The sequence below is a fragment of the Ruegeria sp. TASC047 genome (assembly GCF_059612445.1).
In genome coordinates this window covers 327,665-342,094 of the sequence record NZ_JBXWQP010000029.1, presented here as the reverse complement: position 1 = coordinate 342,094, position 14,430 = coordinate 327,665, and the positions used below count along the sequence as shown (strand labels likewise).

The window sequence follows — 14,430 nt, the reverse complement described above, 5'->3', positions numbered from 1 at the left end:
GATTTCGGGCAGGCAGAGCGTCTGACACCATGATCAGTCGCAAGAAGGAAATCGGCAAATGAAGTCACATGCCAAAGTTGTTGTCGTTGGCGGCGGATGTGTGGGCGCGTCCATTCTGTATGGGCTGACACAGCACGGCTGTAGCGATGCGGTGATGCTGGAACGGACCACGCTGACCTCAGGCTCGACCTGGCATGCCGCAGGTCTGCTGGTCACCTTCGTGCGGTCCCATAAAGTGTCGAAGATGACGATGGAAACCATCCGCATCTATTCCGAAGTCGAACAGAAGATGGGTGCGTCGGTAGGCTTGCGCAAAGTGGGTCAGCTGCGCGTTGCCAACACCCAGGAACGTTGGGATGAATTCCAGTCATATATCTCGATTGCCGAGGCCGCCGGTGTGCCCTGCAAACTGTTGACACCGGCGGAAATTGCCGAAGTTCACCCCCTTTTGAGCCAGTCCGAGCATATTCGCGGCGGTATCCTGCATACCGAGGACGGCTATGTGAACCCGGCGGACATCACCATGGCAATGGCAAAACTGGCGCGGGATGCAGGCGCCACAATCTGTCAGAACACCGAAGCACAGGCGTATAAAAAGCTGGAAAGCGGTCATTGGAAAGTGACCACCAATCAGGGTGAGATTAACTGCGAGCATCTGGTTTTTGCCACCGGCAACTATGCCCGTGAAAATGCCCGGCGCGTTGGGCTGGACCTGCCCTGCATTCCCATCGTTCACCAGTACTGGACCACGGAAACCGTTCCACTGCTCAAGGAACGTCGCGCGCAGGGTTTGCCCGAGTTCCCGATCCTGCGGGATGAGGATTACGGCGCATATCTGCGCGAAGATGTCGGTGGCATTCAGTTCGGGCCCTATGAATTCACCAAGGACCTAAAACTGTTTGCCGAAGACCGCGTGCCACCTGACTTTGGCGCAGACCTCTTGCCCGAGGATTTCGATGCCGTGGAAACCCAATGGGCACGGGCAATCGAACGGGTTCCAGTTCTTGGCGAGGTGGGCATCAAGGCCAACACGCGCGGCCCCTTCCAAATGACGCCGGACGAATTGCCACTTGCCGGGCCAGCGCCGGGGCACAGAAACCTGTGGCTGGCCGAAGGGATGCCCGGTGGCATTCTGTGGGGCGGCACCGTGGGCGAACGGCTGGCCCGCTGGATCGTCGACGGTGATCCGGGCATGGACATGTCGGAACTGGACCCGCGCCGTTTCTCTGACTACGCCTCCAAACGCTGGACCATGGACAAGGTTCGCGAAACCTGGGGCACACATATGAACGCGCATATCCCCCGTGAAGATTTCCCGGACGCGCGCCCAATGAAAACCGTGGGGTCTTACGATCTGCTGACGGCGCATGGCGCAGTCTGGACCAGCTTCAACGGCTACGAATTCCCGCGCTGGTTCGCCAAATCGCCGCAAGAGGCGATCCCTGAACATTCTTTCCGCCGCACTAACCACATGGAACGCGTTCAGGATGAAGTACGTTCCACCCGCGAGGCGGCCGGGTTCATCGAGATGTCGCCGATGACCAAGTTTACTGTACGCGGTCCCGGCGCCGCGCGGTGGCTGGATGGTCTGATGGCAAACAAATTGCCCAAAGTGGGCCGGATGAACCTGTCGCTCTTGTTGAATCCAAAAGGTGGCATGGATGCGGAATACACAGTTGTCCGCTATGCCGAGAATGATTTTTACCTGGTCTCTACCCCGAATTGGCGCGCCTATAACTGGGATCAGCTGCAACGCCTGCTACCACAAGATCAATCGGTTATCCTTGAAGACGTTTCGGAACAGTTGGGTGTGATCGCGCTGGCCGGTCCCAAGGCGCGCGAGATTTTGCAACCCCTCACCGACAACCATTTGTCGAATGCTGCTTTTCCCTGGCTCTCTGCACAAAAAGGTGAAGTGGGCTATGCCAAAGACGTTCACCTGCTTCGGGTATCTTACACAGGCGAGCTGGGTTGGGAACTGCACCATCCGGTCGGGTATAACCGCCACCTTGTCGACCTGCTTTTGAAAGCCGGTGTAAAACCCTTCGGTCTTGAGGCTTTGGAATCCATGCGCCTTGAAAAATCCTATCGCGCCATCAACCGCGAGATTTGCAAGGACATGACACCGTATGAGGCCAGCCTTGATCGGTTTGTTGTCACCGAGGGGCGAGAGTTCATCGGAAAAACGGCGCTGGAGAAGCAGAGAAGCGAGGGCAATCACAAACGGCTGGTCACGTTGAAACTTCCCTTTGGCGAAACTTCGGTGATGTTCGATGAAGGCGTTTATGCAAACGGTGAACTGATCGGGCACGTTACGTCGGGCGGGTTCTCTTATTATTGCAACCACGACATAGCGATGGCACTTGTACCAAACGATATGACCGCGCCGGGTACACGGATGCAGGTGTTGGTCCATAACGAAATGCGTGATGCCGAGGTGATCGATACTTGCGCCGTTGATCCCACCAGCGCGCGTGCGCGTGCCTGACCCCTGAAGTAAAAAGACTGGATTTGAAAAGATGACCGAACAATCGACCAAAACGCTTTCTCTTGCCGAGGTTCGGGCGCTCGCGAAATCCGTACTTGTTTCTGCCGGTGTAAACGCGCAGGGCAGCGATATTCTGGCCGACATTGTTACCCGGTCCGAGCGGGACGGACCGCGCAGCCACGGATTGCGTATGCTGCCGGTCTATGTCCAAAGCTTCACCTCGGGCTATGCAAACGGCAATGCGAAACCTAAGATAGAAAAGGCTGCCCCGGGCGTTCTGCGCTGTAACGCAGATAACGGGTACTATCAGGTCGCCGCAGCAGAAGCCCGCGACGCGTTGATCGAAATGGCGCGGGAAAACGGCATTGCCGCTTTCACCTGCGTAAATTGCCACCATCTGGGCGCGTTGCGGTTTGACACCGAACCGCTGGCCGAAGCGGGTCTGGTGGCGTTTGCCGTGGTCAACTCATTGTCCATGGTGGTGCCGCAAGGTGGGGTGCGCCCGGTATTTGGCACCAACCCGATGTCTTTTGCCTGCCCACGCGAGGACGGTGCGCCGATAGTCTGGGATCAGGCGTCTTCAATGGTTGCTTTGATGGATATCCGCATGGCCGCAGCCGAAGGGCACGACCTGCCCCGCCCTGCCGGGCTGGACCCTGACGGCGCGCCCAGTACGGACCCGAACGCCATCCTGGAAACCCGCAGCCTGTTACCTTTTGGCGAGCACAAGGGCGCCGCAATCGCTTTCATGGTTGAAGTGTTGGGTGCCGCCCTGGCAGGTGGAACCCTTTCCGTAGACAATCAGGAACGCGAGGCGTTCGGGGCCCTGAACATCAAAGGCGGTGCAACACTGATTGCGATTGATCCGACGCGGTTCGGCAACGCGGCCTTCAATCAATTTATCACGCGCATTTGCGCAGAAATTGTCGGCAATGGGGAAGCCCGTGTTCCGGGTGACGGGCGTCTGGCCAAACGGGCGGCAGCCGAGGCTGACGGTGTTGTGGTCAGCACCGAGGTTCTGGCCGCGTTAAACGCGTCCTGAAATACCCGCGCTTAGCTTCCTGGCTAGAGAGCCTTCCTGCGACACGGGCGGCTTCAAGCGCCAATCCAGATTTGCCCAGGCGGCAATCCTGCAGAACCAAGCACGGATGCGACAAACCATTCTCCCCTCGGAACGGCGGTCCGTTGTGACCTGAGACGTCGTACTTATCGACCGCCGCCCGAAACAAATAGTCTGGAGAAGAAGTCAAACAGGTCAGCGTGACACTCCAGAGGCAAAACATGCGCCACATATTGGTCCGGTCTGACGACGACCATACAGCCCTTTGTCCGATCAATTCCGCGCATTTCGTAGATGTCTTCGCGCCTCTTGTGATCAACGCAAAAAACCTTCTCGAAGTCGCGCAGGCCATACCTGCCCTTCTCGGGTTTCAAAAGAGACGGCATATCCTCATAGGCCAGCGAATTGAAATCCTGCGGGAAGATGGCCCGTAGATCTATCAAACCGTCGATGTCTTCGTCAGGGCGCGCAAACCGTCGCAGAGGAGAGCTCGGATCGCTTTGCAAAGCCTCGCAAAGGTGATGGATCGATCCGTCTTGCGTACCTGCGTCTCCCTGTTCTGCGAAGGCATAGAGCCTCCAGCGCGCATCCGCTTCGGCCACATGTCCCAATTGCATAGGCATAGCATCCGCAAGCCGGACAACTGGTGCGGAATGAAATCGCTTGCCTATGACCAGCCCACGCGCCAGATGCTGGTGAACCGGTTCGGCGACCAAGTCCGAAGGCCCATAGTGAACCGAAAGCCCGCCAGTGAATTCCAGATTTTCAATAAACTGTTTTTGAAATCGGGGCATGTCGGTGCCGTCAAGCTCTGAATCGCCCGGTGGCGCACTCATGATCCGGGCCCATTTATGGTCGGTTTCGACCAGTCTTTTGGCCTCTTGCAAACGCTCGGCCGAGTAGCTGTGAAGAAGGTCAGGCATTGACCTTCCTGTCAGCACATGCACCAGTTTCCAACCCAGGTTGAATGTATCGCCCATCGACACGTTCATCCCCTGACCCGCCTTGGGGCTATGGGTGTGGCAGGCGTCGCCCGCCGTGAACACGCGCGGGGTACGTGTTGCAATTTCATGCTGCGGGACATCGTCGAACTTGTCGGTCAACCTGTGGCCGATCTCGTAGACCGACCACCAAACGACTTCTTTTACGTCGATGGAATAAGGACGCATGATCCGGTTCGCGGCAGCGATGATATGGTCAGCCGTCAGATTGCGGTTGGCGACCCGCTCATCCGGGTTCAGCTTGTCAAGCTCGACATACATTCGGAACAGGTATCCGCCTTCGCGTGGAAGGATCAGAACGTTTCCTTCCGAAGCCGATTGAACAAGGCATTTCCGCCGCAAGTCGGGGAAATCGGAATTCGCCAATATGTCCATAACGCCCCACGCCTGGTGTGCGGCGTCGCCTTGCAGCTTACCCCCGATAGCCCTGCGCACATTGCTGCGTGCACCGTCACAGCCTACGACATAGTTCGCACGTACTGTAAGCCGTTTAACCACGTCACCATCATCGCCCAGGCGTTCAAGCTCGGCCGTGACAGGGTGATCCGTGGAACCGGTATCAATCGTCAAATCGCTGACACGAAGCCCGTAATGGGGTTGCAACCGCGTTGGAGCATTTCTCATCACCTCCAGAAACAGCTCATGAATCCGGGCCTGATTCATCAAGGTATGTGGCATCTCGGATTGATCGTCGGCCACGTCCTGCACCGTGCCCGCCCGGCGGATGTGGTCCGGGTTTGCGGGATCGGGCGTCCAGAATGCCGTTTGGTTGACCCAATACGCTTCGCGCTTCACTTTCTCAGCGAAACCAAACGCCTGAAACATCTCCATCGAACGGACGTTGACACCGTCCGCCTGGCCTTTCTCCATCGGACCCGGCTTTTGATCCACGATCATTGTCGAAATTTCGGCGAACCCGGCCAGTTGCGCCGCAAGGCAAAGCCCGGCCGGTCCACAACCCGCGATCAGAACATCAACCTTTTCGGGGAAGGTTGTGGGGTGGTTGTGGTGACCGAACGCAGCCGGTTTGATATCCGGATCACCCGGACGAAATCCATCAACGTAATATTGCATTGTCCCCTCCTCCGCAGGTTCATGCAATTTTAATAACTATACTTACTATTTCTTGTCAACAAAGATATGTACACTCACTAATTGCCGCGGTAGTTCTGAAAAAGTGACGGCGTAAAGTGATTTCGGAGGTTTTGAATGAGTATTTACGGAATGGCGGGTCACCTCATCCGCAGGCTCAATCAGATTTCAACCCACGTGTTCTCGGTCCGGATGCAGGAGGCCGGGATCGACCTTACATCCGTTCAGTACGCAGCACTTGAAACAATTCGCGCCGAACCCGGCATTGATCAGGCCACAATCGCGGCGAAAATCGCCTATGACCGCGCAACAATCGGCGGGGTTATCGACCGGCTGGAGCAGAAAAACTACGTCAAGCGCGCGGTCAGTCAACGTGACAGACGCGCGCGAGAGGTCACCTTATCCGAAAAAGGAAAAGACATCCTAGCGGCAGCTGCGCCAGTCGTAATTGACCTGCAAAATGAGATCCTCGAAGGGCTAACTCCGAATGAACGCGAAACTTTCCTGAAGCTCGCAGGCAAGGCAGTTGAAGCTGTCACCAACGATAACACACGGTCTTGAATTCCACCGCGGGCGCTGGTTCAATTGAAACAGGGAAAGCAAATCAACCGTTTTCGCACTTTAGTTTCCGAAAACAGAAACTAAAATCTAAGAAATCTCAATTTACCTTTGAGCCAACCGAGGGCAATGTAATCCTGAGAGGATAACTTGGCGTCCGCGCATAACCTGTCTGTTGCGTAACGTTTCGACGAAAAGGTTCACATGTGTGAGCATTCTGTTTTCCGAAAAGGACCTGAAACCAAACACTAAGAAAGTGGATCAAAATCGTTATAAATCATAACTAATATGAGCAATCATGAACAGGGATGATACTCATAGGTCATCTAGGGAGGAGACCATGACCAACTTGCGCAGAACCATACTCAAATCTGCAGTGGCGGCGATTGCTTTTGGCGCCATGTCAACCACTGCCATTGCGGCCGAAGTGACACTGCGGATGCACCAATTCCTGCCAGCACAAGCCAACGTACCCAAGAACGTTCTGGATGTCTGGGCCGACAAGGTCGAAGCGGATTCGGATGGCCGGATCGAAATTCAAAGGTTTCCGTCCATGCAGCTTGGGGGCAAACCCCCCGAACTGATCGACCAGGCCATTGATGGTGTGGCCGACATTGTCTGGACGGTGTCCGGATATACGCCGGGCCGCTTTCCCCGGACCGAAGTGTTCGAACTGCCGTTCACCATGACGAATGCAGAAGCCGTCTCACGCGCCTATTGGGATCTGGCCGAAGAAACCATGATGGACGATGACTTCAAGCAATTCAAAGTTCTCGGGCTCTGGGTGCACGGGCCCGGTCTAATCCATTCAAAGGAGCCGATCGAAAGCATCGAGGATCTGAACGGTGTAAAGCTGCGCGCACCGACACGCGTAACGAACGGCCTTTTCAGCTCGCTTGGGGCAACCCCGGTTGGCATGCCTGTTCCCGCGGTACCTGAAGCGCTGTCTAAAGGCGTGATCGACGCAACTGTGATTCCCTGGGAAGTGACCGGCGCCCTGAAGGTCAACGAACTGGTCGGAAACCACACGACCTTTGGCGATGACACGCTATATACCACCACCTTCATCTTCGCGATGAACATGGACCGCTGGGATGCGCTGCCGGACGATCTGAAGGCCGTCATCGACGCCAACTCGGGCGCTGAATTCTCGGCCTTCGCAGGCAAGCAGATGCAGGCCGATGATGACGGACCACACAAGCAGGCGATGGAACGCGGCAACAACATCATCACGCTGAGCCCGGAACAGGTTGCGGAATGGAAGGCAGCATCACAGCCGACCACTGACGCCTGGATCGCCGAAATGGATGAAAAAGGTCTGGACGGAACCGGCTTGCGCGCCCGCGCGCTCGAACTGATTTCGCAATACTCCGGCAACTGATCCGGTCGCTCTTCCGGCGCTATTTCCCGCTGGGAGAGCAATCCCTTTGGAGTTGATCATGCAGAAACTGGTTGAGCGTATCGCGCGCTTCATGGCCGTTCTCGGCGGTGTGGTTCTGACTGCGCTGGTCCTGCTGACGTGTGTCAGCGTGCTGGGGCGCGGCTTGAACACGCTGGGTCACTCGGACATTCTGACGTCACTGTCGGAAGCAGCGGCAAATGCGCTGATTGCATCGGGCGTCGGGCCGGTGAATGGCGATTTTGAACTGGTCGAAGCCGGCGTTGCATTCGCCATATTCTCGTTCCTGCCGATCTGCCAGCTCTACGGCTCTCACGCCACGGTCGATGTATTCACAAACGCCCTTCCGGCTAAGGTGAACAAGGTGATCATCACGTTCTGGGAAATCGTCCTGTCGCTTGTCATCCTTTTGATTACGTGGCGCCTGTTTGTCGGCATGCAAAACAAGCTGGACTATGGTGAAACGACCTTTCTGCTGCAATTTCCTGTTTGGTGGGCCTATGGGCTAAGCTTTGTTGCCGCCCTTGTCGCATCACTTGTTGCTGTCTATTGCGCCGTCGCGCAGGTCATCGAGCTTGTCACCGGGCGTCATATCCTGCCCTATCGCGGGGAGGCCGCACATTGACCATGCTCGAACTGGGCTACGTGTCCTTTCCCGTACTTCTTATAATGATTTTCCTGCGCGCACCGATTGGCCTTGCCATGTTGCTGTGCGGGATTGGCGGGCTGTATTTTGCCATGGGTGGCACCAGCATGTTCATGGCCAAGCTCAAAACCGAAACCTACTCTACCTTCTCCAGCTATTCGCTGACGATCATTCCGATGTTCCTGCTGATGGGGCAGTTCGCGACATTATCGGGCATGTCTTCGGCCTTGTTCAAAGCGGCCGAAAGCTGGTTGGGCCACCGTAAAGGGGGCGTCGCCATGGCGGCAGTTGGCGCTTGTGCCGGATTTGGCGCAATCTGCGGGTCCTCCCTGGCCACCGCCGCGACGATGAGCCGTGTCGCGCTGCCCGAACTGCGCCGCTACGGCTATTCCGGCGGGTTTTCGACCGCAACGCTTGCTGCTGGCGGCACATTGGGCATTCTGATCCCGCCTTCGGTGATCCTTGTGATCTATGCAATCCTGACGGAACAGAATATCGCCAAGCTGTTTCTCGCTGCCTTTGTCCCCGGCATTCTGGCAGCGCTCGGCTATATCATCACGATTTCGATCTATGTGCGCATGTATCCTGACGCCGCGGGCACCCGCGAAGCGATCCCTTATCCTGAACGCGTACGGGCACTGCTGGATGTCTGGCCTGTCCTGCTGGTTTTTGGCCTTGTTGTTGGTGGCATCTATGTTGGCTGGTTCACCCCAACCGAAGGCGCAGCCGTGGGGGCGGCGGGAACCGGGTTGATCGCTCTGATCTCGGGCAATCTGAACTGGCAGGTCTTCGTCGAAAGCATCATTGCCACGGCCTCAAGCACGGCGATGATCTTCTTCATCGTGTTGGGCGCAGGGCTGTATAACAGTTTCCTAGCGCTCACTCAGGTACCGCAGGAACTGTCTGGCTGGGTCGTTGGACTTGGGCTCAGCCCGTGGATGGTGTTGTGCCTGATCCTGGTGTTCTATCTGATCTTCGGATGTCTTATGGACAGCCTGTCAATGATCCTGCTGACAATCCCGATCTTCTTTCCGGTCATCAGCGCACTGGATTTCGGCATGAGCCCCGAACATGTGGCCATCTGGTTCGGTATTCTAGTTCTGATCGTTGTCGAGGTCGGGCTGATCACCCCTCCGGTCGGAATGAATCTGTTCATTATCAACGCCATGGATCGTTCAACCCCGATGACCCAAACTTACAAGGCAGTCATGTGGTTCGTCACCTCTGACATCATTCGGGTCATGATCCTGGTGCTGTTTCCAGCCATTACCCTGTTCCTGATCCCCTAGCTTAGACACCAACAGCGGTCCGGAGCAGGCCCATACGAAAATAGGTATGAGATACAACAATGATTGAGCATACTAAATTGGAGAGAGCACCATGCAGTTAAGTGGATGTATCGCCCTGGTCACCGGCGGTGGAAGCGGACTGGGCGCTGCAACGGCAAGGCATTTCGCCGCCAGCGGAGCAAAGGTTGCCGTTTTGGATTTCAATGCTGCAGGTGCGAAGGCAGTCGCTGACGAAATTGGTGGTCTTGCCCTGCAAGCCGATGTCAGTGACGAGGCCGCCGTCAGTGCCGCGTTTGAGACGGCAGTATCCCATTTCGGGTCGGCGCCCAGAATCGCCGTCAGTTGTGCAGGCGTCGGCATGGCGGCCAGGATCGTTGGGCGCGAAGGCAAGCTGTCATTCGACGTGTTCGAGAAAACTCTGCGCGTGAACCTTTTTGGCACCTACAACGTGATGAGCCACGCGGCGAGACTCATGGCCGAGCTGGACCCGTTGGCTGACGGTGAACGCGGTGTGATCATCAACACGGCGTCGGTTGCGTGGCAGGACGGTCAATTGGGTCAAGCGGCATATGCCGCGTCCAAAGGGGCAATCGCGTCGATGTGCCTGCCTGCCGCTCGGGAACTCGCACAGTCGGGTATTCGGGTGATGGCTATCGCACCCGGCCTGTTCCACACGCCAATGATGGAAGGCTTGCCGGAAGAGGTCACTGCCAAGATCACTGCGAACATTCCTTTCCCTGCCCGCCTTGGCGAAGCGCGCGAGTTCGCAATGCTCGCCGAACAGATCGTTGAAAACCCGTTTTTGAATGGCACCACTATTCGACTTGACGGCGCCGTTCGTCTGCCGCCCCGGTAAGGAGTTCCCCATGGACAGCCAAATCCTGAACATTGAGGTCAACGGATCCATCGCGACCCTGACCATGAACCGCCCCGACAAGCGAAACGCGATGTGCGAGGAACTGTTGGGAGCGCTGGATGATTTCTTTTCTGCACCACCCAAGAACGTGCGTGTGGTGATCCTGACCGGAACTGAAGGGCACTATTGTTCCGGATTGGACCTGTCCGAGCATGTTCTTCGTACAGCCGAGGAAAACCTGCATCATTCCCGCCACTGGCACAGTGTCATGGACAAGATCCAGTTTGGTGGGCTTGCGGTTGTCTCGGCCATGTTTGGTGCCGTGATCGGCGGCGGGCTGGAGCTTGCAGCGGCAACACATGTTCGCATCGCTGAACCTTCGACGATCTTTCAGCTTCCCGAAGGCCGCCGCGGAATATTTGTCGGCGGCGGTGCGACCGCGCGGGTCGGTCGCCTGCTGGGGGCCGATCGGATGACCGAGATGATGCTGACCGGCCGCAAATATGGTGCCGATGAAGGGGTATCGCTGGGGCTGGCACATTATAGCGTTGGTGAAGGCGAGGGTTTGGCGCTGGCCCAAACGCTGGCAGGTAAGATTTCCCGAAACGCGCCACTGTCCAACTATCTGATGATTCAGGCGGTCGCGCGGATCAATGAAATGTCGCAAAACGACGGGCTGTTTACTGAATCTCTGGCTGCGGCCCTGTCGCAAACAACACCCGATGCGCAGGAGGGGCTGCGGGCCTTTCTTGAAAAGCGCGCCCCGAACTTCAGGTGAACACATGAAAAGGAAACATGAACACACGCCAGAAGACGGCGCACCAAACACGATTAGCGATGCTACGCTGCGGGGGTTTGTCGGGTATCGCATGAAACGGGCCTTCAATGTGGTGCAGGAAGATCTGACGACAACTCTGCGCCCCTTTGATCTGCGAATGCTGACGTATACGGCACTGGTTCTCATCGTCGACAACCCCGGTTTGCGGCAGTCCCAACTGGCTGACGCAATGGATATCGAGCGCCCGAACCTTGTTGTTATCATTGATGAACTGGAACGCAGGGAACTGATCGTCCGCGACCGGGTACCCACCGACCGGCGCGCCTATGCCCTCAGGACGACACTGGCGGGAAGGCAATTATATGAAAAGGCCGTCGCCGCGGTTACCGCCCACGAAGGCAAGCTGATGGCCGGTTTGGATGACGCAACCATCACCACCGTTTTCGATGCCCTCAGGACGATCGAAAAAGCGAGGAAAAGGGGCTGATCATGCAACGCACATCGGAATACCTGGTGCATTCTGTTTCGCGCGAAGATCGGGCCGACGGCTCCATCCTGCTAAAATCGAACCACACTCTTGGTCCTGTCGTCGACAAAACCGGTGTCTGGCTGCACGCCTGGGCCTCGGACGCGCCTGACCGCACGTTCATTGCTGAACGCAGCGGCGCGGGATGGCGCAAGGAAAGCTATGCGACCACGCTTGAAAAGGTGCGAGCCATCGCAAGCTCGCTATTGGGGCGTGGGATGGGGCCAGACACGCCGATCCTGATCATGAGCGGTAACAGCTTGGATCATGGCCTTCTGAGTCTGGCTGCTCAGTATATCGGCATACCAACAGCCCCCGTGGCTGAGCAGTACGCGTTGATCCATGGCGCGCACGGCCGCCTGCGCCATGCCATCGAACTGGTGCGCCCGAAGATGGCCTATGTCGTCGATGCGGATAAATACCGAGAGGCGCTGGAACTGGATGCGCTTCAAGGGATCGAAATCGTGGCCAGCCGAAAGGGCGGGAACAGCCAGGTCACAGCGTTCGACGAACTTCTCAAAGGGGATGTCAGTGTCGATCTTGGGGCCGCTTATGAACTGGTTGGCCCCGATTCCGTCGCCAAGATCCTGATGACCAGCGGTTCAACCTCGGCCCCGAAGGGGGTCATCACGACCCAACGCATGATGTGTGTGAACCAGACCATGCTGGCCGACGCGTTGCCATTTCTGCGCACGCGTCCGCCCCGTGTGGTCGATTGGCTGCCATGGAACCACGTCTTTGGCGGATCACATAACTTCAACATGATGCTCGCCAACGGCGGAAGCTTCTACATCGACGACGGCAAACCGGTAGCTGGTCTGTTTGAGCGGACGCTGGAAAACCTGTCCATGGTCACCGGCACGCTCAGCTTCAATGTTCCCGTAGGTTACGGCATGCTGCTGGGCGCATTGCAGCGGGATGGCGATTTGCGTCGGCGGTTCTTCGAAGAACTTGATCTGATCTTTTATGCGGGCGCTTCACTGCCACAGGACATCTGGTCTGGATTTGAACAGATGGCGCTGGATGTCAAAGGTGAGATACCGCTGATGACCTCGTCCTGGGGACTGACCGAGACAGCGCCCGCCACAATGATGCAGTCCGAGCCCATTGATCGTTCCGGGGTTGTTGGCGTTCCGATGAACGGCGTGACACTCAAGCTGATACCGGATGAAGACATGCGGTGCGAAGTGCGCATCAAAGGGCCAAACGTGATGCCAGGTTATTTTAACGAACCCGAAAAGACGGCCAGTGTTTTCGATGAAGAAGGGTTTTTCATTACCGGCGACGCCATGCGGTTCATCGACCCGCAGGACGTAAACAAAGGTATGAAATTCGATGGCCGGATTTCTGAAGATTTCAAGTTGCTGACCGGTACATGGGTGCGTGCCGCGCAATTGCGGATGGACTTGTTGACCTGTCTTGCGCCTCTTGCCTCAGATCTGGTCATTACAGGTGCCGACAGAAATGAGATCGGCGTCATGGTCTTTCCCGATGTTGCCGAGCTGAAGCGGGAAGGATTTGACCTGAACGACGACAGTGGCGCCTACTGCTGCAAATTGCTGCAAGGCGAAATTCACCGCCGCCTGGCAGAGCGCGCCCGCGAGTTATCGGGCAGTTCCACACGGGTCGGGCGCGCCATTGTCCTTAGCGAGCCCGCCTCAATGCCCGAGGGCGAAATGACCGCCAAGGGGAACCTCAATTTCCGCAAGATACTGACACGCCGGCAAAATTTACTTGAGCGTCTTTATGACGACGTCGACCCGGCAATCGTAAAGATCTGAGAAAGGAACGAACAGATGGTCGATATCTCCAAGGTTCGCGCAATCGACATTCACACCCACGCTGAAGAACCCTGCGGGTGCCACTCGGATGATGGCTATGACGACCTGCAGGCAACCATGGCCAACTACTTTGGCGCTCCGTGGAGCCACCCGCCTACGGTTCCCGAAACTGCACAGCACTATCGCGAGCAAAACATAGCCGCGGTGATCTTCCCGGTCGATGCCGAGCGGGAGACCGGCTATCGGCGCTACAAGAACGAAGAAGTTGCCGCATTGGCGGCGGAAAATGACGACGTGCTCGTCCCGTTTGCGTCAATCGATCCGCACAAGGGCAAGATGGGCGCACGCGAGGCGCGCCGCCTGATCCGCGAATTTGGTATCAAAGGGTTCAAGTTTCATCCGACGATGCAGGGGTTCTACCCCAATGACCGTATGGCTTATGAACTATACGAGGCAATCGCCGAGGAAGGCTGCATCGCCCTGTTTCACACAGGCCAGACCGGTGTCGGTTCGGGCATGCGCGGCGGTAACGGAATGCGGCTTAAATACTCGAATCCGATGTTCATGGATGACGTCGCCGTCGATTTTCCGGATATGAAGATCATCCTCGCACATCCGTCGTTTCCCTGGCAGGAAGAGGCTCTGTCCGTGGCACAGCACAAGCCCAACGTCTATATCGACCTGTCCGGTTGGTCACCAAAGTACTTCCCCGAGATCCTGGTGAAATACTGCAACTCGATCCTCAGGAAAAAGGTTCTGTTTGGGTCCGACTGGCCAATGATCACTCCTGAACGCTGGCTGTCGGATTTCGAGAAGATCAATATCAAGGACGAACTGCGCCCGGACATCATCAAAGGCAATGCCGCGCGCCTGCTGGGACTGACTGCGTGATGCTACCCTACCCAGTCACTTTGAACTTCGACTGTTCCGAACCGCCAGAACCGGGCCGCGTCGTG

12 protein-coding genes are annotated in these 14,430 nt (G+C 56.8%); 11 read left to right on the top strand and 1 reads right to left on the bottom strand.

The genetic code is table 11. From position 1 onward, the window contains the following. Positions 1-58: 58 nt before the first annotated feature. Both AC2FLO_RS09470 and AC2FLO_RS09465 read left to right on the top strand, forming a co-directional pair. Entirely contained in the window at positions 59-2,488 is a 2,430-nt protein-coding gene (locus AC2FLO_RS09470) for a GcvT family protein (protein WP_496752469.1), read from the top strand. A gap of 31 nt (positions 2,489-2,519) precedes the next feature. Next, the gene (locus AC2FLO_RS09465) at positions 2,520-3,530 is read left to right on the top strand and encodes an Ldh family oxidoreductase (RefSeq protein WP_496752470.1); all 1,011 of its coding nucleotides are present in this window, start codon (positions 2,520-2,522) and stop codon (positions 3,528-3,530) included. Positions 3,531-3,694: 164 nt separating this feature from the next. On the opposite strand, the gene AC2FLO_RS09460 is transcribed toward AC2FLO_RS09465, so the two are convergent. Next, complete coding sequence (locus AC2FLO_RS09460) at positions 3,695-5,623, bottom strand: FAD-dependent monooxygenase (protein ID WP_496752471.1); 1,929 nt, start codon at positions 5,621-5,623, stop codon at positions 3,695-3,697. 135 nt (positions 5,624-5,758) lie between these two features. Here AC2FLO_RS09460 and AC2FLO_RS09455 point away from each other — a divergent pair, with 135 nt between their 5' ends. The 9 genes from AC2FLO_RS09455 (at position 5,759) to AC2FLO_RS09415 (ending at position 14,365) form a co-directional block, all read left to right on the top strand. Then, complete coding sequence (locus AC2FLO_RS09455; RefSeq protein ID WP_496752473.1) at positions 5,759-6,202, top strand: MarR family winged helix-turn-helix transcriptional regulator; 444 nt, start codon at positions 5,759-5,761, stop codon at positions 6,200-6,202. A 337-nt stretch (positions 6,203-6,539) separates the two neighbouring features. Then, positions 6,540-7,580 carry a TRAP transporter substrate-binding protein gene (locus AC2FLO_RS09450; protein WP_496752475.1) on the top strand — a complete coding sequence of 347 codons (1,041 nt, stop codon included), beginning with the start codon at positions 6,540-6,542 and terminating at the stop codon, positions 7,578-7,580. A gap of 58 nt (positions 7,581-7,638) precedes the next feature. After that, positions 7,639-8,223, top strand: a complete 585-nt coding sequence (locus AC2FLO_RS09445) for a TRAP transporter small permease (protein WP_480486114.1) — start codon at positions 7,639-7,641, stop codon at positions 8,221-8,223. Continuing rightward, a complete protein-coding gene (locus tag AC2FLO_RS09440) occupies positions 8,220-9,533 on the top strand; it encodes a TRAP transporter large permease (RefSeq protein ID WP_496752477.1) in 1,314 nt (437 codons plus the stop codon). Before AC2FLO_RS09445 ends, AC2FLO_RS09440 begins: the two co-directional genes overlap by 4 nt. Positions 9,534-9,624: 91 nt before the next feature. Then, on the top strand, positions 9,625-10,389 hold the full coding sequence (locus AC2FLO_RS09435; protein WP_496752479.1) for an SDR family NAD(P)-dependent oxidoreductase: 765 nt from the start codon (positions 9,625-9,627) through the stop codon (positions 10,387-10,389). A 10-nt stretch (positions 10,390-10,399) separates the two neighbouring features. Further along, the gene (locus AC2FLO_RS09430) at positions 10,400-11,167 is read left to right on the top strand and encodes a crotonase/enoyl-CoA hydratase family protein (protein WP_496752481.1); all 768 of its coding nucleotides are present in this window, start codon (positions 10,400-10,402) and stop codon (positions 11,165-11,167) included. Between the two features lie 4 nt (positions 11,168-11,171). After that, the gene (locus AC2FLO_RS09425) at positions 11,172-11,654 is read left to right on the top strand and encodes a MarR family winged helix-turn-helix transcriptional regulator (protein WP_480583409.1); all 483 of its coding nucleotides are present in this window, start codon (positions 11,172-11,174) and stop codon (positions 11,652-11,654) included. 2 nt (positions 11,655-11,656) lie between these two features. After that, complete coding sequence (locus AC2FLO_RS09420; protein WP_496752483.1) at positions 11,657-13,474, top strand: feruloyl-CoA synthase; 1,818 nt, start codon at positions 11,657-11,659, stop codon at positions 13,472-13,474. A 15-nt stretch (positions 13,475-13,489) separates the two neighbouring features. Next, positions 13,490-14,365 carry an amidohydrolase family protein gene (locus AC2FLO_RS09415; RefSeq protein WP_496752485.1) on the top strand — a complete coding sequence of 292 codons (876 nt, stop codon included), beginning with the start codon at positions 13,490-13,492 and terminating at the stop codon, positions 14,363-14,365. Positions 14,366-14,430 lie beyond the last annotated feature (65 nt).